This is a genomic window from Psychrobacter sp. CX21 (genome assembly GCF_057396255.1).
Genome location: NZ_JBXYJG010000006.1, coordinates 52,183 through 76,667, shown reverse-complemented (window position 1 = coordinate 76,667; position 24,485 = coordinate 52,183). Strand labels below are relative to the sequence as shown.

Sequence of the window (24,485 nt, the reverse complement as noted above, 5' to 3'; positions counted from 1 at the left end):
TATCAATATCATAAGGCCAAATTAATGGCCTACAGAACTGGAAAATATATTTAGGACGACAACCCCAGCAACGATAAGAGAAATACCAATCATGGCTGGTAGGTCAATGTGTTGTTTAAATACAATCACTCCCATTCCAGCGGTCAAGATAATACCTATGCCGCCCCACAAAGCATAAGCAATACCTAATGGAATGACTTTGATGGATTTTGCGAGCATGTAGAAAGACAGCCCATATAAAACCACCATTAGGGCAGTTGGTAATAGGCGAGTAAACTCTTCTGACTTTGCTAAAAAGGTAGTACCTGCTACTTCGCAAATGATAGCAGTGGCTAGGTATATATAAGCCATAGTGTGTGTAGATACGGTGAAGGGCATAAGCGTTAACCAGAATAAGCTAGAAATATCTATGAATACTAAATATTGAATTTTAACGCCATTGTAATGTGAAGATAAATAAGGTCAATACGATATTTATTAAATAGGTGACATTGGTGTCAAAATTTTTAGTGTAAAAAGTGTTGAGTTAAATTTGACTATAGCGTGCAGTGGATTGGATTGGTTTAGAGTAGTGAAGATAATAATCGTGTATCTAAAGACCATAGACGTCTAGTAACGTTTAGTAAACAAGGTGCAGCACTTAAAGCAGAAAAGACTTTCATATTGAAAGTCTTTTCTTTAATTAGACAATAAAGGTTAATATGACAGATGAGTGTCATCGGCTGTTATGACATTTTTGTGTGAATACTCACTGCGGTCTGGACGCTGCAACGTACCTACTTTTTCAGCATAGTCAATAAAGGATTGAGTGTATAAAAGTTTGGTGTCGACCACCTTGCTTTTATCAGCGAAAACAGTACCTAATGTAGTATAGCCATCGCGCCCTTCAGCTATATAGTCGTTAGTGACTACTGTATAGGTCTTGGCGGTGTCATTTAAATCAAACATTGACCATATGCCTGTATCACGATCACGAACTTCGATATTGTAAACGCGCTGACCACGAGGTTGAGTCAAATCTAAGTCCCAACGCAGTCCATCGGCATAGGGATGTGAACCTGATGAACCATTCAAGTCCATATGGTTGGCAATGGCATCTTCAAGCGTATCCTTAACTTGTTGAGCGGTCATTTTAAGATTCACCAAAGTATTACCAAATGGCAATACCGTGTAAGCATTGTCATAGCTCACATCACCCTGCATAATGGTCTCGCGCACCCCGCCTGCATTTTGTATAGCAAAATCTGCTTCTAATGCACCGTCCAAAAAGGCTTTGGCGACCACTTGGGCGGCATCACTACCGCGAGACTGCGTGGCTGTATCTTCACACCCAGTGATATCAGCTGAACGTGTGGTGCCGGGTACCCGAACCAAACATAAAGGCTCACTTGAGGTTGCGATAATTTGTTGCAATTTATCATCAATTTGAACAGTGTAACTTTCTAATATAGAAGCAGCTTGAGAGTTTGGCGCATAAGGTAGAATTAAATCCTTATCAAGTAAAAACTGTGACTGGCTTAACAGGCTGTCCAAGATAGCCTGATTGGTTGTAGAATCAGTCGCCATAAATTCAGCACTATTCACATCATAACGCTCGAAAGTTTCACCGACAGGAATAATTGCTGACCCATTACAGCTATCTACACTACCTTTATCATTAAAGGCAACCTGCATAACACCTACCGCCTTGGTATATTCCCAAGCTTGACCGACGCACACGGTATCGCCATCTTTGTTAGTTAATACAGTAGGATAGGCTCCTTGAGCACCAAAATTATCTTCAGCGGACTGGCCGTAGCGGGTAAAGTCACCCAATAAGGTATGTGAATCGCCTCCTATGATAACGTCCACATCGGTGAGTGCGGCTGCTAAGTCGATATCATTAACATAAGTATAGTGAGTTAATAAAACGATATGCTCGATACCTTGAGCTTTTAATTCATCTATATAAGTTTGAGCAGTCGTGGTTTCATCCAAAAAATCTGTACTGGCTAAGGGGCGTGATGAAAGTCTCGTTTTACCTTCGATGTCGATTCCTATGATACCTATTTTAACGCCTTCACGCGTCGTGGTAATGGTATAAGGCTTGATATAATCATCGACATTACTGGGTGCAAGAGGCGTACCCAAAGCTGGTTTCACATTTGCGCCTAATACAGGAGTTTGACAATCATTGGGATTGTTGTCACTACCATGTAGGCGGTCTATAAAGCGTTTTAAACCTGCATCGCCTTCATCGAACTCATGATTACCCAGTGCAAATGCATCAAAGCAGATAGTATTCATCATATCGGCGTCCGCTTCACCTTGAAAAAAACTATAATAGCTTGACCCCGTTAAGGCATCGCCTGCTTCAAGTTTTAAAAAATTATCATTACCATAACGGGCTTCTAATTCATCAAATACACTTTTCAAACGTGCAAATCCACCACGCTCACTGCGATAAGTCGTACCATCTATGACAAATGTTTGTCTGCCTTCTGATTCCAAATGTGAATGGTGATCATTAATATGAGCGATGGTAAGCTTGGTTGGTACATAGGTTGGGGTAGGTGACGATGAACCCCCATCTTTATTTATATCTTCAAAAGCAGTGTCGAGATTATCGTTGTCGTCTCCGCATGCAACCAAAGTTGTACAACTTACGGCCAATAGAGCAGACAATAGACCCACTTTGATAGGTTGTTTTGGTTTATAAGAGTGTGTAGTAGTTGAAGACAGAGATGATGAGGGAGGGAGAAGATTTTTAACTATTTTCATGAGAACTATACCTTTATAACAGCACCAGTGAAATAACGTAGACTTAACAACAGTTATGTAAGAGTAGCTGACATTGATGACAAAGATATGAAACACATTTATTAATAAGGACTATAAATAGCCCTAAATTATGGGGTGTCCTACTACAGATTATTGGTGATTTACTTCGCAAGATTTTCTAAACTACATAAAAAGGGATGCTGCATCTAAAGATACAAGAGCGCTGGTTAATTAGAAAGATAGAGGCCACTATTATCGTTATTATTCAGCTTTAGTTGCTTGTAAAGTCAGAGCTTCTCGATTTTTGAAAAACTCAGGGTTCTGGATGGGCTTAGTAGCCGCTTCTTTATAAGCTGATGAATCAAACAGCATTTTGGAAGTCAGTATTTTAGGTGTGTATTGGGAAAAATGATTAGAAACCTCAACCTTATTATAATCGGGTGCAACTGGTCGACTAAATGAGTAATTTTGATGGGTGTGAATGGCAAAGAAATAATCGCCTCTTTCAAGCATATAAATATAAAAGTTGGGTTTAGCATCTGGTACATATTGCGGGTCATAACGCTCATCAATAGAGTAACCAAGACCTGATTCTAAGGTATCAACGAATTGCTTTATATCGGCATATTCAGATCCGGGTAATTGATAGGTAAATTGCTTTTGGTTAGGTGTGGCAATGAAGACTGTTATGGTCTGATTATCAGGGGTTTGTAGAGGGTAGTGTCCAGTCTTATCGTGATAGGTTTCAATTAAGTCGACCCAGTACTTTAGCTGCCTAAGCCGGATAATATCCGCATCTGCTTGAAAACCCTTATAGGCAGCTAACATATCAGGCGTGTAAATATCAGCTGCGGTGGGTCTGTCCTTGTCAGAACTTGATGACAAGTTGGTGTTATTTAAATTTGCATGGCTGGGTGCATTGATGCCAATTATTCCAGTTAGGAGCAGTGCTACACTTTTTGAGGCGAGTTTAAGCCCTTGTTTATAAGTTAAGTTGGTCATGGTTAAGTCTTTTCTCAGTGTTGTATGTAGGAATTTAACTTAACCTTAACACTAAAATACGAATGCTGTCTTTGTTACATTGCTCATTGCTATAATTTTAAGGACAAAGTTAGGGTTTTAAGGTTCGTAGAGGTAATGCAATAGTAGAACTTGGTTTGATATCTGTTTACTTAGCTTGGTTTACATAAATAAGTTTGTGGGTGATATTAACCCAATCTACGGATATTCCATAAATTGGGTAATGGTTCGGAGATTGGCTTTGGGGTACGAAACCCAACATTTTATTAATATAATAACTAACCATCATAACCCATCTCACAAATTTCTTTACCGCTAAAAGACACGTCCAATATATGACTTTGATCAAAGGTATCTCCACCGGATACATCAATAAATACCTTTTCATCGTGCTGTACAAATATCGATAAACTATAGATTTCTAAACAATAATACCAATCTTCATCAGCGTACTGTCCAGTATATTGACTCATGTTAGCATTATAAAACTCAATGAGGTTTGTCTTGCAGTCAGCTAACCAATAAATTAATACGATTAAATTGTTTATCACTAACTTGAGGTCTAATGGTTTCTCTATAGAAATACTAACTTCATTTCCGCTTAGCTTTTTATTGAATATTATAATGTCTGAATTTAAAAAATATCTTTTAAAACTTTCTGTACTTCCTCCTACATCTAAATAAAAATCATCGTTTTTTAGCTGTAAAATATTTAGAGTTTGACTTAATTCTCTGACGTCTTTTACAATAAAATTATTACCATGCGATCTTGCTTTAGATTCATATTTATAAAGTTTGCTAATCGCTTTAACATCGTTTGTATCTATAAGAGTTCTAAATAACTCATATGCTGTATGATGGAAACCTAATAACGTATAAACATTTACCAATATTTGGTTATCTTCAGTGTTTCTATCAAACTTTTGGAGTTTATAAAGAAGATCATAAAGCCGAGCTATACTATGTTTGTCACGCGACTCTTTAAAAGCTCTAGATGCGGTAATAAAATCTGATAAAAATTCGCTTTGCATGATAATTCACCTAGTTTCTGTTGTTTAAGTATATTATTTTTATATAGACAATCAAATTACAAGGTAGGTTACACTATTACGATTTATCATGAATCTAACAAAAAAAGCCACTCACTAAAGAGTAGCCTTTAAAAAATAAACAACAACCAAACTTTAACCCACAAGCTTCGGCTTCAAAAGCTGTCCCGTAAATGATACCTTACTCTCAGACACTTTCTCTAGCGTACCCTCAGCGATAATCGTGCCACTATTCTTACCACCTTTAGGATCCAAATCAATAATTCAATCGGCGGTTTTAATAATGTCCAAATTATGCTCAATCACCTCAATAGTATTGTCCTTATCACGCAAGGTATGCAAAATATTTAAAAGTAGGTTGGCATTGAGGTATGAGACCCTACAAATTATGAGTCTGGATTATGTTTATTCGTTAGGTGTCGTTACCACCACCCAACCTTGGTGCTTGGCATATCTAAAGAGATGATATGATTAGTTAAATTAAAACTACAAAAACATAAAATTTTAGAGTTCTTCAATAATATTAATTCTGGAGCAAAACGTATGAAAAATATGCTATTAATAACTTTTATTATATTAATATCAGGTTGCGCTACAACGCAAGTAGAAGAAAAACCACCTGCTTATTATAATAATACACTAGATCTAAACATTGACAGCCGAGTTCGGGACCTGAAAATAGCAACAAGAAATGAGCGTAATGCTGCAGCGGTAGGTCAAGTTTTAAACTTTTTTGTAGGCACTGGTGCGAGTACTTTTAATAGAGATGACTTAATCGGTAAAGAAATTACAGATACTACTGATAAAGAGATACTGAAAAATCCTACCTACGACATCTACTCGTTGCTAAAAAAGCAATTGCAATCAACCGAAACTAAATCAGAAGAATACCTCTCCCCAATTGAATTATCAGAACAAAAACCTTTGTGGAAGATTAGTTATGTTAATGAAAATCAAAACTATCAGTTATTATATGGTTCTTCGCTAGCTAGAGATATGCACACAACGAGACAAAATTTATTTGGCAAGCAAAAATCGGTTGCTAGTGATGTCGTAAGCTGTGAATATCAGTCAAAGCAGTTTCCACTAGAAGCATGGAAAGAGAATAATTACCAAAAAGTGGTGGAGTTAAAACCAATCATTATCCAAACTTGTATGGCTAAATTTTTACCAGCTTTAAGTAAATTTACTGGTGAAGAATATAAAAAAGGTAGTGATTAACACTCTAATAAAAAAAAGCTATGTTTAAAAAATCAAGCTAGAGTGAACTAAACCTCAAATCTTGGACGGTTTAGTTCACTAAGAGTAGCCTTCCAATAAAAATAATCAACAGCTAAAAATTCTAACCCCCAAGCATCGGCTTTAAGAATTGCCCCGTATACGGCACTTTACTCTCAGCCACTTTCTCTAGCGTACCCTCAGCGATAATCGTGCCACCATTCTTACCACCTTTAGGACCCAAATCAATAATTCAATCGGCGGTTTAATCACGTTCAAATTGTGCTCAATGACTACAATTGTATTGCCCTTATCACGTAATGTATGCAAAATATTTAAAAGTAGGTTGGCGTCGAGGTACGAGACACAACATGTTATTAATTGAATTAAACTGCTTAATTTTGGTTGTCATAAACTCAAATCAAACTACGGGCTATTTTCGAAAAATTTCAAAAAAGATTTTCTGTTAACTCATTAGTATCTTGCAACCACATTTTTATAGGAACCTTACTTTCTGGAATTTCATCCATCCTTTCATTCAGCACCTCTATCATCCAACTCCTTAACTCTTCCCTCTTTCCTTCGATTTCGTTAATTACTGGATGCAGTAGTATTGAATGAATAAACTGCCTACGATACCTCTCATCTTCAATTTCCGTCCACATTATTTCTTTTAAATTATCTTTATTTATTGTTTTTAAGAAAATTGCATCGTCAGTGTTCCAGCCGTTACGACCGTTCTTATCAAAAGCTATAAATATAGAGGATAAATCACTAGATTGAATACTATTAGGTAAAAAGTTCTCTATTGTCTCTTCAATATAATTATGGAAGCGTTCATAGGGTTTTCTTCCGAAAGGGTACCAGTCATCTACATATGGCTTAGATGTAGATGATGTTATTTCTCTTAGAATATATTTTTTAACGTGGCTTTCTAAATTTTGAGACAAATCTAATCTATTACAGTTTTCAAAAATGTCGCAATAAAAGCTAAGGTTGTTCAACTCGGACTTTTTAATTTGAGTACATGCTATGTAATATAGACGTTCGCAGAAAAGAGGTTGTAGTTCGAGCCTATAAAATTCCGACATTACTTGATTGTATAGCACTTCCTGCTGAATTTTACTTTCAGTTAAGACGTCTTTTTGGATTAAATCGGTTATAGAATCTTTTGATATTTCGTGGTTTACGAGCATATTTACAATATGCATAGCCCAATCATCAAATAAGAATAAAGGGTAAAAAGATGATACATGTTTTCTAAAAGCTTTAAACTCATCATCTTGTCTAAGGAAGTCATCATCAGACATGTTTATAAAGTTGTTGCTATCCTTATAAAATAAATCTAATGTTAGTTTAAGAGGAGTCTTACCGTCTTTTAAAAGAATATCTGGTTGAAAACTATCTATCCACTGGATTATTAAGAGGTTTCTTAATATGTGTTCTTTGCTAGTTATACTTAAGGATTTAATTGACTCAGTAATATATAGATAAGTATTATAAACTTTATTATAAAACCTTAAGTTCATAACTCCCATTTTTTTGTTAAATTCTTGCATAATGCAAAGTGCAACTTCATCTTTGATAATGCTTTGTAGTATGTCTAAATTATCGTCTAAAATTAAGACTTCATCGAAAACTTTCTCTTTGTATTCTTGAAATTGTTCATTTGCTTTAGCTTCATGCAGGATTACAATTACTTGGCAATTTTTTTCCAGTTTTAACTCATTTATTAATCCCATCACATCTTTAACATCTAATTTATCTGAAACCCTCTCGATATCATCGATGCAGATTACAGTATCATTAACCATACTGGATAAAGTACTACTAATGACTCCTTTACTTACAGAAAGAGTAACCCCTGAGCCTTCTAAATCAGAAAAGTTAACATTTTCTAAAATTTTTTTAAAACCAATTTTTAAATAAGATAAATTATCTTTTTCTTGTCCGGTGCTGTAAGTTTTTAAAGCTATTTCAAACTTTAGGGACTATAATGAATCAATACCAAATAGGGAAACATATGCGTATTTTTTTGTTTTAAAAGATAAATGATTTTCCTTATAGAACTCATTCCAGAAATGCGTCTTACCGATGCCCCATTCACCTACTAAGGCGATAGCAAAATTATCTTCATTATTTATAAGTTCTAAAAGTCGTTTGCTGAGATTAAACACATTTGCCATCATCAATACCTTTGAAGTGCTTATATTTTGAGATTTATACTAACATTCATTGCATCTAAATATTAAACATCAAAAAAGGCCATCCCAAACAGGACAGCCTTTCACATTAAAACTAACACTAAATCTACGACGCTTGTTCAAGCATCGGCTTTAAAAACTGCCCCGTAAACGACACCTTACTCTCAGCCACATCCTCAGGCGTACCTTCAGCGATAATAATGCCGCCATTCTTACCCCCTTCAGGACCCAAATCGATAATCCAATCGGCGGTTTTAATTACATCCAAATTGTGCTCAATGACTACAATGGTGTTGCCCTTATCACGTAAGGCGTGCAGGATGTTAAGCAGTTTGTAAATGTCATGGAAATGTAGACCTGTGGTCGGCTCATCCAGGATATATAAGGTCTGACCCGTATCACGTTTGGCAAGCTCACGAGCCAGCTTGACACGCTGTGCTTCACCCCCAGATAGGGTAGGCGCAGATTGACCCAAGCGAATATAGCTCAAGCCCACATCCATTAATGCTTGCAAGCGACGATGAATCGGCGGAATGGCAGAGAAGAACTCAGTCGCATCCTCTACCGTCATGTCCAACACCTCGGCAATACTTTTGCCTTTGTAATGTATTTCAAGCGTCTCGCGATTATAGCGTTTGCCATGACAGCTATCACAAGGCACGTACATATCAGGCAAGAAATGCATCTCAACTTTAATCAAACCATCACCCTGACAGGTCTCACAGCGTCCACCTTTCACATTAAAGCTAAAGCGACCGGCTTTATAACCCCGTGCTTTGGCCTCTTGCGTTTGCGAGAATAAATCACGTATTGGGGTAAACACACCCGTATACGTGGCAGGGTTGGAACGTGGTGTACGCCCAATCGGGCTTTGGTCAATATCAACCATTTTATCCAGATACTCAAGCCCCGTGATACTTTCATAATGATCAGGCACTAAGGTTGATGCATTGTTTAATTGAGTTGCTGCGAGTGGCATCAAGGTACGGTTAATTAAGGTTGATTTACCAGACCCGGACACCCCAGTGATACATGTAAAAGTACCAATGGGTAGCGTCAAATCAACGTCTTGTAAGTTGTTGCCTGTGGCGCCTTTTAGCTCAATTTGCATCGGTACAATCTTTTTGGGCTTTGGCTTTTTGTTCTTAGCGGCCTTTTTTGCGGCAGCAGCTTTGGCTTTACCCATTGGCATAATACGCGCTTTTTCAGGCGGATTATTAAGATCAATGGTTTTAGCTTTATGACGAGTTTTAGGAATCTCAATCTTTTTCTCACCAGACAAGTACTGCCCAGTTAACGACTCTTCAACATCCATAATGTCTTGCATGGTGCCCTCAGCAATCACATGACCGCCATGCACGCCAGCGCCCACACCGATATCAATCACATGATCGGCTTGACGAATAGCATCTTCATCATGCTCAACAACCAAGACCGTATTGCCCAGATCACGTAAGCGAACCAAGGTTTGTAGCAGTCGATCATTATCACGTTGATGCAAACCGATAGACGGCTCATCAAGCACATACATCACGCCCATAAGGCCCGCACCAATTTGACTGGCAAGACGGATACGCTGTGCTTCACCGCCTGATAAAGTCTCAGCAGAGCGAGCGAGGTTTAAGTAATCGAGACCAACACTGACCAAGAAGTTTAGGCGCTCATTAATCTCTTTGAAGATTTTTTCACTCACTTCACCTTTAGCACCGCCCATGTGCAAATCGCTATAATAGTTTGCTGCATCCCCAATCGATAACTGAACTATTTCGGCAATACCACGGCCATCTACTCGAACGTTGCGTGCGATTTCATTCAAACGAGCACCGTCGCAGACGTTACAGGTGGTGTCAGCTAAATATTTAGCCAATTCATCACGAACAAAGTTACTTTGCGTTTTTGCATAGCGACGCTCAAGGTAGGGAAGTACCCCTTCAAATGGCGTTGTCTTTTTGGTTTTGCGGCCACGCTCATCGGTAAAGTTAAATTGGATTTTCTCTTTACCAGACCCTTTAAGAATGATATTACGATGCTCTTTAGATAGCTCCTGCCACGGGGTATCCATATCTATATTAAAGTGTCTGGTAACCGTGTTTAATAAGCCAAAATAATAGGCATGACGCTTGTCCCACCCACTTATTGCGCCTTGATTTAAGGTTTTTTCAGGATTATTGACTAATTTTTCAGCCGCAAAGTACTGACGTTTGCCGAGTCCATCACAAGCAGGACACGCACCATACGGGTTGTTAAAACTAAACAAACGCGGTTCTAATTCACCCACCGCTCGATCACACACAGGGCAGGAATGTTTGGCCGACAGCACTTGATCATCACTGTTTCCAGTGGCAGAATTGATTGACGCGTCAGGATTGGGGTTGCCATCCATATAGTGCAAGATGGCTAAATCACCACCCAAGCGCAGCGCCGTCTCTAAACTTTCAGCAACACGATTGCCTAAGTCTTCACGAACTTTAAAGCGATCAACCACCACTTCAATGGTGTGTTTTTTATTTTTTTCTAAATCGGGTAATTCGTCCATATCATAGACATGACCATCGACACGAACACGCACAAAACCCTGACCGACCAATTGCTCTAACAGCACAACGTGCTCACCCTTACGATCACGAATTACAGGCGCTAATATCATAAGCTTGGTGCCTTCTGGCAACGCCATAATGTCATCAACCATTTCAGTAATGGTTTGTGCTACCATCGGCTCGTCATGCACTGGGCAATAGGGCGTTCCAACGCGAGCATACAATAAACGCAGGTAATCATATATCTCAGTAATCGTACCCACAGTCGAGCGCGGATTGTGGTTGGTGGATTTTTGTTCAATGGCAATGGCAGGTGATAAGCCTTCAATACTATCTACTTCAGGTTTGTCCATTTGCGATAAGAACTGACGCGCATAAGCTGATAAGCTCTCCACATATCGACGCTGACCTTCAGCATATAGCGTATCAAAAGCCAGTGAAGATTTACCTGATCCCGATAAACCAGTAATTACAACAAATTTATCACGTGGTATATCTATGTTAACGTCTTTAAGATTATGGGTGCGAGCGCCGCGAATTTTAATATGTTCGTGTGCCATATAGAACCTTGTGTTATTGAATTATTTAGTATTAGGGCAGTTCTGTTTAGAGGTTTAAAAGTAGTTAGCTTGCTATAGAAAACGAATAAATAGCTGGCTTTGTTTTAAAGCATAACTGAGTTTTTTGATAAGTTAAATTAGCCGTGAGTTAAATATATGTATAAGTTAGTATGGCTATTAATGGGTCTCAATTGACTGTATTTCAAGTTGTCATAAGTACTAATAAATGAATGTGCAGGTCAAAAAAAAGTAAGCGATAACCACAAAAAATGAATGTTAAGCTTTAGAGTCTATCAATAGCAGCTATCAAAATTAGATAAAGGTTAGTGCGCATGGTGTAGATTAATCCATTATAATGACGCACTAACAAGGCAATATTGTGAAAACTGGTCAGATAAAAGTAATAAATTTAAAAAATGACATGAACGTGGGAGCCGTATGAATAGTATTGAGAAACGCGCGATTGCGGGTATTGGCGGTATTTTTGCGCTACGTATGATTGGTCTTTTTATGATAGTACCTGTTTTCTCAGTATATGGCGGCGACTATGCCTATTCCACGCCTTTATTAATTGGGTTGGCCGTAGGTATTTATGGCTTAGGTCAAGCGGTGTTTCAAATACCCATGAGCCTTGCTGCCGATAAGTTCCCTCGTAAGCCGATGATATTCTTAGGTTTGTTATTGTTCGCTTTAGGCGGTGTTGTGGCGGCAACTGCTGACACCATATATCAAGTTATTATCGGTCGCGCACTGGCAGGTAGTGGCGCAGTGTCTGCCATACTGATGGCGCTACTTGCGGATGTCACCCGCGAGCAAGTACGCACTAAGGCAATGGCGACGATGGGGCTGACCATAGCTACCTCTATTATGTTGTCCTTTGCACTAGGGCCAATGATGGTGGCCAGTGTGGGTATGTCAGGGCTGTTTTGGATGACCTCCTTGTTTGCAGTTTTGGCCATGTTATTGCTGTTTGTCGTTCCCACGCCTATGCGTGTTCTTAAGCACAATTTAGCAGATAAAACCATCGGTCAACAATTACGTGAAGTGCTAAATATTGGTGATTTAAACCGATTACATGTGAGTATTTTCGCGCTTCATCTGACCATGACGGCTATATTTGTCATTATCCCGCATCAATTGTCAGAGGTATTGGACCTTAGTGTGCGTCAGCAAGGCTTGGTGTATTTACCATTATTATTTATCGGCTTTGCTATTGCTATTCCTTTTATTATCGTTGCTGAAAAAAAACGCAAGATGCGTCAGGTATTTCTAGCGGCGGTGGCCCTAATGGTGTTAGCATTTATCGCATTAGCGCTCGGCAGCCAATTGAGTATTGTCTTATTGTTCGGGTTAGGTCTGTACTTTATAGGCTTTAACTTATTAGAAGCGACAATCCCCTCTTGGATATCTAAGCGTGCCCCTGTCAGTAATAAAGCCACGGCAATGGGTATTAACTCTTCAAGCCAGTTTTTTGGGGCATTTGTTGGCGGTGCGATTGGTGGATGGCTATTGACTCAGCCTAATTGGATGGGGTGGGGGTTATTGGGCTGCGTGATGGCAACTGCATTACTTTTACTTATTCCTATTCGTCAGCCCCCTTATCTAACCAGCACGACATTAGCGATACCGAAGGCGGATGATGTACAAGCATGGTCAAATCAAATGATGGCGATAGACGGTGTGGACGATATTGTGGTTATGGCTTCAGAAGGTGTCGCTTATCTTAAACTAGACAAACAAAAGCTTGATGATACTTCACGACACCAGTTGTCACAATTAACTGAAACTCAGCTAGATATTTAAAGCAAATTTGGGTAAAGTGAAACGCAACAAACTGTGGTTATATTAATATCAAATTTAAAAGTTATATTAATTATCAAATTTAACGTTTATAAACAAAAGGAAATTTTATGCGCGGAGTTAACAAAGTAATTATTGTCGGTAATTTAGGCGCCGATCCAGAATCACGTCAGTTTAGTAATGGCGGCAGCGTGACTAATATATCGGTTGCGACCTCAGAACAATGGACAGACAAGCAAACAGGTGAAAAACGCGAAGCAACTGAATGGCACCGTATTTCTTTGTTTAATCGTTTAGGCGAGATTGCTGCACAATATCTGCGTAAAGGTAGCCAGGTTTATATTGAAGGCAGTTTGCGCACTCGCAAATGGCAGGATCAAAATGGACAAGACCGTTATACGACCGAAATACGTGCAGACCAAATGCAGATGCTAGGCGGTGGTAGTGGCGGCGGTATGGGTCAACAAGGTGGCAGCTTTGGGGGTCAAAACGAAGGCAATTATAATCAAGGCAACCAGCCACAGCAGGGTAACTATCCACAAGTTGGCAATCAAGGTGGCGGTAATCAAAACACCTTTAATCAAGGCAACCAAGGCAATCAAAGCCCAGCAAACAATCAGGGCGCTCAGCAAGCTCCTGAATTTAATAATCAAACCACAAATCCTGCAGGTGGGATGACTGATACGCCAAAAGATGATGATATCCCATTCTAGGATATAATAATTAAATATTGTATTTATAACTCATTAGCTCATTGAAATTTCAATGAGCTATTTTTTGTTGATAGTGTCCTAATTTATTTGTTTCAGATAGTAATATATGTTCAACAGGCCCTAAATAATTAAGCTTGCTTCGGTTATAGTCCTTGTTGAGCTTCCTAATAGTTATTCGTAGATTCAATTGATTGCTACGAATAGGTATAATATTTTATAAATATTAGGTATGCTTAGCAGATAATGTTCTAATATCCCTAATTTTTAATTGATAAGATGTGTTTGAGCATTAAACTATGTGAATATTTAGAAACGCTTAATAAAATGTTTTATTCATGGCAAACGTCTGGGCTTAATTTTGCAATCTACAGTACTGACCCCTTCGAAATCTAACGAGTCCAAAGCGGCTCGTCCAAGCGCCTTATGGTGGCTACTTGGTATCCTATTGCTATGCTTGTGTATTATTATTCAAATGCCAGCTGCATGGCTGATTAATCAATTTATGCCAAATTCATCGTACTTACAGCAAGTATCAGGCAATATATGGCAAGGGTCGGCAGTCACACAGGTACCCGTTCAGTATTTAAATGCCAAATCCAATCAACCCATGTTGGCAACGGTGACATGGAAGCTAAAACCATTATCTTTATTTTTAGGTAAGCTAAGTGCAGATGTGGATATTAATTCAGGGCAGACTCGGCTTGACGGGCAGTTAAGCCGTAGTTTAAATAGTGTCGCTGTCTCTGATTTATCTGGTAAAGTTGATAAGCAGACATTGGCTTCTATTGTAAGCTGGAATCTACCTGATGCACCGATTCAAGTTAATGCATTATCTGGAACTTTGCATGAATCTAAAGGTTTAATAGATGTTGATGGACAGCTTACTTGGGCAGGAGGTGAGCTTGGCTACCCAAATGGTGGACAAGTATATCGAATTAATCTACCTGCAATGCGTGCTGACTTGACACAAGAAACTAGAAACGATGCTCAAGTCATTCATGCCAATCTGGTTGATGTTAATAGTAAGCGACTTGGTGATATTTATTTAGATGCTAAAGGTATGATTGATGTCGGGCTGACCCAAAGACTGCTGGAAAACATGCCAAATTATAAAGGTAATGCTGCTGCTGATACGACTGTTGTTAATGTCCGTGAACCCTTATTAGGTGGATTGAATAATAAGGACGCTAACTGATGGCGAATGCATTGACTTCTATTGCTAAACCTTTGATAAATAGTTTAAATAAACTGTCTGGTTGGTTGCTTCTGCTCGCTATTATTTGGTTATGTTGGGGAATAGCGAGAATCGTATGGTTATTACTTGCACCGCATCATGCGCCGAATCTACCAGTTTTACAAATTCAAACCCCGCAAGTTGAACGCGTTGATGCTAGCCGAGCTTTGGCTATATTTGAAGCACCCACACCACAAACACAACAAGCACAGCCTCCACCCAATATGATATTAACTGGCGTTATGACCTCATCAAAACGCTCATTATCATCCGCATTATTAAGTGTAAATGGTCAAATAGCTAACTATAGGGTGGGCGAACAGCTTACAGGTACAAACTATACATTGGTTGATGTAATGTGGGATAGTGTCCTCGTTGAAGACAATCGAGGACGACAGTCGGTTATAAAAATGCCTGAGCGAATGTCTTTGGATCAAGGGTCACAACCTGGCGCGCAAAATAATGCCACGAACGCCGCGAACAATGCTGCAAACGCCGCCAATAATAGATTGCCCCAAGCACAAGCTAATAATACACCTGATGATGCGAGACGTAATATTCGTCAGCCAATAAGACGACTTGGCGTTAATCAGTCTGTTGATCCTAACAATACTCAGACTTCCGATACGCCTGCACAGAATTTAGATACTGCAATCAATGAGCTGCGACAAAATCCTGCAGATTATCTTAGTAACATGGGGGTAATGGCAACAGGAGAGGGCTATCAAGTAACTAAGGCAATGCCTGAAAATCTGCGTAAAAAAATAGGTCTTGAACCTGGCGATCGCGTCATGTCGGTTAACGGACAGACTGTCGGTAATAATCCGGCTAGCGATGCTGATTTACTAAACGAGGTTAAACAATCTGGACAGGCGACTATTGAGATTAGACGAGGTGATCAGACCTTGACCGTACGCCAAAATTTTGATTAATTTTTGCCTAGATGCTGTCTTTTACTATAGTTTAATCTTTTACTATAGTGTTATTTTTTAAGATCGTGTCGTTTTATACTATAGTATTACCTATGACGATAGTGTCACCGATTAAGCAGCCCTAATATTTTAATATTCAATACACCTTATTTTATAAACTTTAAGTCTTTAAAAGAATTACATTGCATAAATCTGAAATGTTAAGTATATACAATGTTTAGACGTCACAACCTAGGTACGATATTGCATGTTTAATTTGAGTTACTCAAAAACCATTAAGCCCATAGCCAGTAAGCTCTCGCAGGCTATGCTATGCTTAAGAATTTCAACTAAGCGAATGACGGATACTTCGCTTTATGGATCATTGCCTTCGGGTCCATTTATGCGTCCAATAAGCGCTGTTATTATTCCAGTAGCAGTAAGTTTCGCCATGCCCGCACATGCTGAGAGCTGGAAGGTAAACCTTCAAGATGCCAATATCAAAGCCTTTATCAATGAAGTGGCGACCATAACGAATAAAAACTTCGTTCTTGATCCGCGTATTAATGGCAACGTTACTGTCATTTCTAACCGTGCCTTATCAGAAGCTGAAGTGTATCAGCTGTTTTTAAGTGTGATGCAAGTAAATGGTATAGCGGCGATTGACACCGGTACCACCACAAAGCTTGTCCCAGATAATGTGGCCAAACAATCTGGTATTTCTGTTGATTTAAGAGGCACCAGCCAAGGAGAGGCACTGCACACAAGGGTTGTTTATCTTGAAAACGCTCAAGCTGCTCAAATCTTAACGGTGATACGTCCGCTGATGCCGCAGTCTGCACATGCCGCCGCTGTGCCCGATGTGAATGCGCTGGTATTATCGGACAGAGCCGATAGCTTGAATCAGATCACTACCTTAATACGCGATTTAGATAGTAATAATAACAATGCGTTAAGCGTCATCCCATTACGTTATGTCGATGCTGAACGCATGCTTGAGCTAATTGACGGACTTACGGCCAGTGCTACAAGTGGCTCAGGTAGCAGGGGGCATCTAAAAGTCATTGCCGACTCCGCCAGTGATCGTCTATTGATAAAAGGCACACCTGAGATGATTGCCAAAGTGCGTGCCATGGTAAATCAGCTAGATGTGGCCTCCTCTAAGCGATTAAGTGGACTGCGTGTTTTTCGTTTAAAATACGCCAGTGCAGCACATGTAGCAAGCATGCTGCGCGGGTTGTTATCTAACCAATCAATCGACAGCACAGGAGCCATATCAACCCTCGAGTCTGCCTCATTAACAGATACAGCGGCTCAAGGTGCATCGAGCTCAAATACAGGAACTCGTGCCAGTTCATCAACTGCTGGTAGCCTATCAGGTAGTTCATCGCGTTCAGGCGGTAGTGCAGGCAAGCCATTTAGTATTATTGCGGATGAAACTCAAAATGCAATTATCGTAAATGGTGATCCGGTTTTGATGAGTGAAGTAGAAGAGGCGATTACTCAGCTAGATACGCGCCGTGCTCAAGTATTGATTCAGGCGGCAATTATTGAGGTATCAGGAAATGATGCCAAGCAATTGGGTGTTCAGTGGGCACTTGGCAATGCCAATAGTGGCTACGGCGTGGTTAACTTCAATAATGTCGGCGCCAGTGCGACTGCGCTAGCCTCAGCTGCCTTAAGTGGCTCAGGTGTTAGTAGTGCCGCAAGTGCGATAGCGGGAGCATTTTTGGGTATTGGCGATAGCCGTAAAGACAGCAATGGTAATACAGAATTTTACGGTGCAATCCTACAGGCGCTCGATCAAACCAATAGTGCCAATCTATTATCAATGCCGTCTATCATGACGCTAGATAATGAGAAGGCCAGTATATTAGTGGGTCAAAATGTACCCTTTGTGACGGGCTCATATACCACCAGTGGCAACTCTTCAACCAATCCTTTTCAGACAATCGAACGCCAAGATATTGGTATTAATCTCAATGTCATTCCTCACATTGGTGAAAATGGTACGGTTCGTTTAGAGGTATCACAAGAAGTCTCCTCTGTGGTAAATGGTACTACCAATAATGCTAATGGGCTTATCACCAATAAAAGCTTAATTAACACAACAATATTAGCAGATGACAAGCAGACCATAGCCTTAGGTGGATTGATGCGCGATAACACCACATCAGGCGTTCAAAAAGTTCCTGGGCTTGGCAATGTGCCTATCGTCGGCCGATTATTCCGCTCTGATAACAGCAACACGGACAAAAGTAATTTGATTATATTTTTACAACCTACTATCTTAAGAGATGGTGGCGCTGTTGCTAGTGTGACCGAAAAAAGATACAACCAAATGCGCGTTATGCAGCTTGTCATTGATCAAAACGGCACCATCAAAAAGATACCGATGTCAGGGGCGAGTGACTGGGATGATCCCAATACTCAAACCCCAAATTATCAGCTTGCCCCTTTGCATCCTGTATCTAACTATAACCGTCCCGCACCGCTACCGCCATCATCCACATCGCCTGTTTATGGTCAGCCGGCATATAGCCAACCTACACAGTCAGAACCAAACGTAAGCTACCCTGTAAATAGCAACCCGTTAGGTAATAGTCAGCAGGATGGTTTTATAGATATCACAACACAGTAGGGACAAATAAAATTCAATTTTTATGATTTAATGTTTTTTATGCTGCAATATTTGAGCAATACATGAGGTGTTTGTGCGTTATTCTAAATGGATAAAACTTGGCGCTGTTGGTTTGGGTTTGTTATTGATTCCACGTCGTAGTAGCCATCAAGCAGATGGGAGCACTAAAAAAGACGATCGTAAATGTCCCCAATTTAAAGGTGACGATGCCGAGTGCGATAATATCGGGCATGACGATTACAATGGCAACGACAAAGACAAAGACAGACTCAAAGTTGATGGTAATAACAATCACGATCAGTATGATTCTAGTGAGCAGGATTTTAAATAAGTAACACTTTCAATAAGCAAAACCATATCTAAGTTGAGCCAACAGTGTGATTTAACCAAATACGAATGAGGTGCTAATTTACCATTATCTTAATGTGCACCTGCTTGAATACTCAACTACCCGAATGTAAACAACAGCTTTTAAAATTGCAATTTTACAACCCCTTTATTTGCTTTACTCAATATTTTATTTTGTCGATAAATGACACCCAAACATATTAAGTTATAGGAGATGCACACGTGTATTATCCTCTCATAGATACTCACACTCATTTTGATGACTTTGTATTCGATCAAGACAGACTTGAACAAGCTAAAGCTGCCTATCAGTCTGGCGTTAAGCATTTATTGCTTATCGGATATCTAGCAAAATACTTTGATAGACTCAACCAAACGCAGCAGCAGTTAGAAGCGTATGAACAGTTGCATAAAGTACCTAAAGCTCATTTGGCATCAGGGTTGCATCCAGCTTATATTCACGATCATACCGAAGCAGATTTAGAGTACTTAACTGAATTTGTTAATGAACATCAGCAAATTGCGATTGGTGAAATTGGACTTGATACGTATACCGATGAGCTCAAAACGGAGGCGTCTGTTGAAAAGCAAAAGTATTTTTTCACCAAGCAATTAGATTTGGCAGTGAAGCATCAATTACCAGTGCTATTGCATATCAGAAAAGCGCATGCGGAGTGTTTGGCATTACTCAAGTCACATGATTATGATGCTCATAAATTTGGCGGTATTGCACATAGCTTTAGTGGCGGTGAGCAAGAAGCCAAAGCATTTGTGAAGCTGGGATTTAAACTTGGTATTACTGGACAGGTAACCAATCCGAACGCTAAAAAGCTGCGCCGTGCGTTAACAGAAGCTGTTAAAGAATATGGTATTGAGTGCTTGGTGCTTGAAACAGATTGCCCTGATATGACACCTGTATGTTGTCAAAAGGGGGATGAGCCAATGCGTAATGTGCCTGCTAATTTAAGCGCCGTACTGGATTGTTTAAGCAGTTTACTAGACATTGAAAAATCGAGTCTGGCAAAACAGTTATGGCAAAATAGCTGCGATGCCCTAAACGTAGATTGGCCTTATCCAGTTTAAATAGGATTAATACCTAACTTTTCCAAATAAACGCTATTATCATTATCTTGCTGTCAGGCAGTTATTAGGATGCCAACTTATATGTCAACACTTAATCAAGCTCAGCCCTTTGAACTACATCCCGATCCTAACTCAGACCAGATTTTAGACCAAAACCTAGATCAAAATTCAGACCCAAACTTAGATCAAAATTCAGACCTTAACTCTCCCCTAAATTCAGCTCAATACGATCGACGTTATCAAGGCACAATAACCTTATATGGTAAAAATAGCTTTGATAAATTTGAGCAGGCGCATGTCATCGTTATTGGTATAGGTGGCGTTGGTACATGGGTGGTAGAGGGTTTGGTGCGTACAGGTGTCGGTAAGATGACGTTAGTGGATTTGGACGTATTAGTGGCGTCAAACGTCAATCGGCAACTACCTGCGATGGACAGTACATTCGGACGTAGCAAGATTGAAGTAATGGCTGAGCGTGCCAAACAAATCAATCCCCATATTAGCTTAACATTAGTAGATGACTTTTTGACGCCCCAAAATGTGGCGACCTTATTACCTAATCGTCAACAAGCCAAGCAAAGATTGGCAGAGGGTGAACGCACGATTGTGCTTGATTGTACCGATGACATGAATGCCAAAGTCGCTATCGCATTGCATTGCCGATTTAATAAATTAAAGCTGATATGTGCAGGCGGCGCAGGTGGCAAAACTGATCCATTACAAATAACGGTCAGCGACCTAAAAGAGACGTATCAAGATCCCTTATTGGCCCGTCTACGTAGTAAATTACGGCACGAAATGGGTATTAATACAGACATGAAAGAAAAGTTCGGTATCAAATGCGTGTATTCAACCCAGCCTCCAATCGTTAATAAGTCAGCGGATGCAAGTTGCCATACTGGAGGATTGCATTGTGGAGGTTATGGTTCTGCAGTCGTGATTACATCTGTGGTGGGTATGATTATGGTCAGTGAGACGCTAACGCTGCTTAGCAAAAGTTGAAACAGTTTAACTATCCTGCTTTATTAAGTGCACAGTTTACTAAGAGCATGGCTTACTAAGTGGCTTTTTTAATACTTTACGATGAGGGGACAATTTGGCCAGTAATGCAGCGGGTAGGGGCGCAAACTGTCCTGTCATCATATCTGCCAGCACTTCAGCACATAAGGGCGCAAATGCATAACCCTTTGACCCCATGCCACTTAGTGTCCATATCTTTGCGCCCTCATCAATGTTACCTACCAGTGGGTGGTAGTCTGGCGTTTGAGCACGAATGCCTACTCGGGCCTGCCAGTTTTTGAATCCATTCTCTTTATCTGTTTCAAGCGTGCTTAAAAGCTCTGGTATGGCAGTCGTAAGCTTTTCATAATTTATAGCATGTTCAGTTTGGCGGATACCGGTATCAGTTTGATTACGCACAAAGCTTGCCCCCAACAAAAATGTAGGGGTATTGAATGACACAGGATTTACTTTATGATCATCATGCTGTGGTCTAAATATACTACAGTATCCGCCATATTTAAGCGGTAGCTTTGGTAAGTTCATAAGCTGAGCGGCGGTAGGTTCAAACCAAGACAGTTGCCCACGTATTTTACGATATTCAAAGATACGCGGGTCTAAATTTTGACTTTCATAAGCCGCTGCAATCACTACGGCATCGCAATGTATCATGCCAGTCGATGTGTTCAATTTAACAGTGCTTCTTTCTAAGTCACCGCGGGCACCGTTATTCGTTTCAATTCGCTCTACTGTTGATTGTTGAAATGAGATATTGGGATGCGCCAATATATAATCTGATAACGCTTTGGGATTTACTAAGCCTGCTTGAGGTAAATATAGATTATGCTTTAAATCATGATACGCCAATCCACTTATACGGTTAGCTTCCGCCCCTATCAGTGAGGTCGCCATCTCATTAGGGTAGGCTGCAATTTGTGCCTGATCCACATTGGTTTTTAGTAGCAAATCGAGTGTACCCGTCTCTTCAAATATCTTGATGTTTCTACTGATAATATGTTCGCCCTCTTCGCTATCTAAGCTGTCTCGTTTGGCATCGAATTGCTTATAGCGTCGTTGACTATATAAATAGCTCATGGTGTGTAAATGCTCAGCCACATGAGGCAGCGGCGTCATTTTTGGCGCAAGCAGCGCACGAGGATTGCCTGATGCGCCCGCCAACGGGGCTACTTTATCAATTATGGTCACTTTAATACTGCGCATGGCTAATGACCAAGCCGCCATCAATCCTGAGATGCCGCAGCCAATTACCGCAACATGAGCAATAGGGTATTTTACCGCATAATGATGTGTTGAAGTGCCACTAGGTTTGACAGCAGTGAGCATCTCTCTTTTTTTTCCAAATCCCTTTACTTTGGTAACTTCAAACCCTGCGTTTTTTAAACCCCGTTTTACAATACCGGCACTACTAAAAGTAGCCACCGTAGTACCAGGTTTGGACAAGCGCTCCATGTTTTCGAACACTTGCTGCGCCCACAATGCTTCATTGCATGAGGGAGCAAACCCATCAAGATACCATGCATCAACATATGGAGGGTTTAAACCACACGAGTCATTTTCATACGTTTGAATCAAATTTTGCAAACTTAAGACGGCATCGCCAAGCCACAAATCTAACGTCACATCATCGGCAAGTATTAAACGATTACAGCCATTAATTAGTACAGGATAATGTGCTAAGAATTCATCAATATAAGGACTCAAGCGTACGTCTTGAATTTTCCAACTTTCCAGACTGCGGTGCATATCTTCATGAATTAAAGGGAATTTTTCGGTACTAATAAAGTGTAGTCGAGGCAGGCTGGTTGTAGATGTTTTTGACGTATAATTATCACCAAACGCGCGATGTTTAACCTCATCCCATAGCTGCCATGTAGCTAACAAATTAAGACCTGTACCAAATCCTAACTCTATAATCGTGAAATTCTGTGTAGAATGATCGGCGCGCTCTTCTGCAGCAACAAATAAATCTTCAAAGCGTCTAGGAAGATTATTATTATCAATAAACACATGACGAGATTCAGCTAAGCCGTCTTTTAACGAATAGTAAACATCGCCAAACGTATTTGAAAATGGCACCATATTGCCCTGCTCATCTTCACGCCATACTAATGTTGCAGGTGATATGGTGTCATCGATATCTTTGAGGTTTAGCGAGGGAGGTAATTTGGGAGTGGAAGCAGGAGTGGGTGACATAATATTTAGTACTTAAATATAAAGGCATAGTGATTAGAGCGGGGTTTCAATTCATCAGAACATCAGTCTTACAACTGTCTTTAAATAGGTAAAATATATGTAAATCTTGATATACGGCCACTAATAATTTATCAACTAGTGCCTACTATCAAATATCAATTAACATTTATCAATTACAATTTATCAATTACCATTTATAAATTAAGTGTTACCAGCGATCACGGCGACTAAATACAAATACGCCCAATAAGAAGCCCAATAGTAGAGAGACGGCTACCGTTACCGCACCGTACATAAACAATTGACCACTATGTTCATTAACCAATACGTTGACACGGGTTTGTAACTCATTTACATCACGCTGAAGCTGCGCATTACGGCCCAACAACTCCTGATTGGCAGCGGTTAGCTCAGCTTCCGTAGGCTGCATGCTACTGGCTAAACTGTCAGGATTAGTGAGTGGGTTTGAGTTATTAAGCGCACCTTGATTGGATATTACCGAACTAGATTGTTCCGTATTTTCAACAAATGGCGTGTTTGGCTGCGGAGCGACTTGAGGATCTGTAGACTGCTGTCCATTTTGTTGCTGATTGTCTTGATTATGAACAATCACAGTAGGTTCATTTGCAGCCATCGCCGGTAATACATGCAATAACAAACCGTAGGCCAATGCAATATGCAGGGCCCGTCTGCGAGCCATTGGTAGTACTACAGAGTTATCGTTTTTAGATTGTGAAGCTGCAAAGAACATGACAGTCATTTCCAATAAATAGGGTATCTGGTTAACCAGTGAACTAATGGCTCGGTAGCGTCTTAATAAACGGCCTAATGTCCACATGGCTATATACGCCAGCTTTTAGATAGGGTTCTTCATTCGCCCACTGTTGTACCGCTTCTAAATCCTCAAATTCAGCCACAATAAGACTACCACACATGTCGTTGCTACCATGCTCTATAGGGCATGGACCTGCCAATAACAAACGATCTTCGGCTTCAAGAAGCTTTAACCTTGCAACATGATCATCACGAGTTTGCTTTCTAAGCTCCGTAGAATTTGCCACATCGTGACCCACTATCATAAATAACGACATGATAAATCCTTATAAAGTTTGGCTAACCGCTAATAACCGCTAATAACTGTAAATAAACGAAAGTATCGAGGAACGCTTTTAGTACCATTTGCTTTGAGTACTC

The 24,485-nt window shown here is 40.0% G+C and carries 19 protein-coding genes and 2 pseudogenes; 9 read left to right on the top strand and 12 right to left on the bottom strand.

The window, feature by feature from the left end; all coding sequences use genetic code 11:
• Nucleotides 1–21: 21 nt before the first annotated feature.
• The 5 genes and pseudogenes from AC2SLP_RS05300 to AC2SLP_RS05280 form a co-directional block, all read right to left on the bottom strand.
• The gene (locus AC2SLP_RS05300; protein ID WP_486535597.1) at nt 22–378 is read right to left on the bottom strand and encodes a DMT family transporter; all 357 of its coding nucleotides are present in this window, start codon (nt 376–378) and stop codon (nt 22–24) included.
• A gap of 318 nt (nt 379–696) precedes the next feature.
• Nucleotides 697–2,760: a bifunctional metallophosphatase/5'-nucleotidase gene (locus tag AC2SLP_RS05295; protein ID WP_486535596.1), complete on the bottom strand. Its 2,064-nt coding sequence runs from the start codon at nt 2,758–2,760 to the stop codon at nt 697–699.
• Between the two features lie 261 nt (nt 2,761–3,021).
• Nucleotides 3,022–3,762: a hypothetical protein gene (locus AC2SLP_RS05290; RefSeq protein WP_486535595.1), complete on the bottom strand. Its 741-nt coding sequence runs from the start codon at nt 3,760–3,762 to the stop codon at nt 3,022–3,024.
• A 296-nt stretch (nt 3,763–4,058) separates the two neighbouring features.
• A complete protein-coding gene (locus tag AC2SLP_RS05285) occupies nt 4,059–4,811 on the bottom strand; it encodes a hypothetical protein (protein ID WP_486535594.1) in 753 nt (250 codons plus the stop codon).
• Between the two features lie 153 nt (nt 4,812–4,964).
• Nucleotides 4,965–5,183 (bottom strand): annotated as a pseudogene (locus AC2SLP_RS05280) (hypothetical protein); the annotation flags it as partial.
• A 189-nt stretch (nt 5,184–5,372) separates the two neighbouring features.
• Between AC2SLP_RS05280 and AC2SLP_RS05275 the strand changes: the two are divergent.
• The gene (locus AC2SLP_RS05275) at nt 5,373–6,050 is read left to right on the top strand and encodes a hypothetical protein (RefSeq protein WP_486535593.1); all 678 of its coding nucleotides are present in this window, start codon (nt 5,373–5,375) and stop codon (nt 6,048–6,050) included.
• Between the two features lie 121 nt (nt 6,051–6,171).
• Here the strand turns inward: AC2SLP_RS05275 and AC2SLP_RS05270 are convergent.
• From AC2SLP_RS05270 to uvrA, 4 genes and pseudogenes are all read right to left on the bottom strand, one after another.
• Nucleotides 6,172–6,395 (bottom strand): annotated as a pseudogene (locus AC2SLP_RS05270) (hypothetical protein); the annotation flags it as partial.
• Between the two features lie 101 nt (nt 6,396–6,496).
• On the bottom strand, nt 6,497–7,861 hold the full coding sequence (locus AC2SLP_RS05265) for a hypothetical protein (protein WP_486535592.1): 1,365 nt from the start codon (nt 7,859–7,861) through the stop codon (nt 6,497–6,499).
• Nucleotides 7,862–8,038: 177 nt separating this feature from the next.
• Nucleotides 8,039–8,233, bottom strand: a complete 195-nt coding sequence (locus AC2SLP_RS05260) for a P-loop NTPase fold protein (RefSeq protein WP_486535591.1) — start codon at nt 8,231–8,233, stop codon at nt 8,039–8,041.
• 124 nt (nt 8,234–8,357) lie between these two features.
• Nucleotides 8,358–11,348 (bottom strand): excinuclease ABC subunit UvrA, encoded by a 2,991-nt coding sequence (gene uvrA / locus AC2SLP_RS05255; protein ID WP_486535590.1) that lies wholly within the window; start codon nt 11,346–11,348, stop codon nt 8,358–8,360.
• Between the two features lie 438 nt (nt 11,349–11,786).
• On the opposite strand from uvrA, the gene AC2SLP_RS05250 reads away from it, so the two are divergent.
• The 8 genes from AC2SLP_RS05250 to AC2SLP_RS05215 all read left to right on the top strand — a co-directional run bounded on the left by AC2SLP_RS05250 (nt 11,787) and on the right by AC2SLP_RS05215 (nt 21,080).
• The gene (locus AC2SLP_RS05250; protein WP_486535589.1) at nt 11,787–13,151 is read left to right on the top strand and encodes an MFS transporter; all 1,365 of its coding nucleotides are present in this window, start codon (nt 11,787–11,789) and stop codon (nt 13,149–13,151) included.
• Nucleotides 13,152–13,258: 107 nt separating this feature from the next.
• On the top strand, nt 13,259–13,861 hold the full coding sequence (gene ssb, locus AC2SLP_RS05245; protein ID WP_486535588.1) for a single-stranded DNA-binding protein: 603 nt from the start codon (nt 13,259–13,261) through the stop codon (nt 13,859–13,861).
• Nucleotides 13,862–14,219: 358 nt separating this feature from the next.
• Entirely contained in the window at nt 14,220–15,056 is an 837-nt protein-coding gene (gspN, locus tag AC2SLP_RS05240) for a type II secretion system protein N (RefSeq protein WP_486535587.1), read from the top strand.
• Nucleotides 15,056–16,027, top strand: a complete 972-nt coding sequence (locus AC2SLP_RS05235) for a type II secretion system protein N (protein ID WP_486535586.1) — start codon at nt 15,056–15,058, stop codon at nt 16,025–16,027. Before gspN ends, AC2SLP_RS05235 begins: the two co-directional genes overlap by 1 nt.
• Nucleotides 16,028–16,274: 247 nt before the next feature.
• Nucleotides 16,275–18,647 (top strand): type II secretion system secretin GspD, encoded by a 2,373-nt coding sequence (gene gspD, locus AC2SLP_RS05230; protein WP_486535585.1) that lies wholly within the window; start codon nt 16,275–16,277, stop codon nt 18,645–18,647.
• A gap of 73 nt (nt 18,648–18,720) precedes the next feature.
• Nucleotides 18,721–18,978, top strand: coding sequence for a hypothetical protein (locus AC2SLP_RS05225; RefSeq protein ID WP_486535584.1), 258 nt, complete (start codon nt 18,721–18,723; stop codon nt 18,976–18,978).
• A 239-nt stretch (nt 18,979–19,217) separates the two neighbouring features.
• Complete coding sequence (locus AC2SLP_RS05220; RefSeq protein WP_486535583.1) at nt 19,218–20,078, top strand: TatD family hydrolase; 861 nt, start codon at nt 19,218–19,220, stop codon at nt 20,076–20,078.
• A gap of 81 nt (nt 20,079–20,159) precedes the next feature.
• Complete coding sequence (locus AC2SLP_RS05215) at nt 20,160–21,080, top strand: tRNA threonylcarbamoyladenosine dehydratase (protein WP_486535582.1); 921 nt, start codon at nt 20,160–20,162, stop codon at nt 21,078–21,080.
• Between the two features lie 39 nt (nt 21,081–21,119).
• Here the strand turns inward: AC2SLP_RS05215 and mnmC2 are convergent, their stop codons facing one another.
• From mnmC2 to AC2SLP_RS05200, 3 genes are all read right to left on the bottom strand, one after another.
• Nucleotides 21,120–23,291, bottom strand: a complete 2,172-nt coding sequence (gene mnmC2 / locus AC2SLP_RS05210) for a tRNA (5-methylaminomethyl-2-thiouridine)(34)-methyltransferase MnmC2 (protein ID WP_486535581.1) — start codon at nt 23,289–23,291, stop codon at nt 21,120–21,122.
• Between the two features lie 208 nt (nt 23,292–23,499).
• Nucleotides 23,500–24,129 (bottom strand): hypothetical protein, encoded by a 630-nt coding sequence (locus tag AC2SLP_RS05205; RefSeq protein ID WP_486535580.1) that lies wholly within the window; start codon nt 24,127–24,129, stop codon nt 23,500–23,502.
• Nucleotides 24,086–24,382 (bottom strand): YciI family protein, encoded by a 297-nt coding sequence (locus AC2SLP_RS05200; RefSeq protein WP_486535579.1) that lies wholly within the window; start codon nt 24,380–24,382, stop codon nt 24,086–24,088. Before AC2SLP_RS05200 ends, AC2SLP_RS05205 begins: the two co-directional genes overlap by 44 nt.
• Between the last annotated feature and the right edge of the window lie 103 nt (nt 24,383–24,485).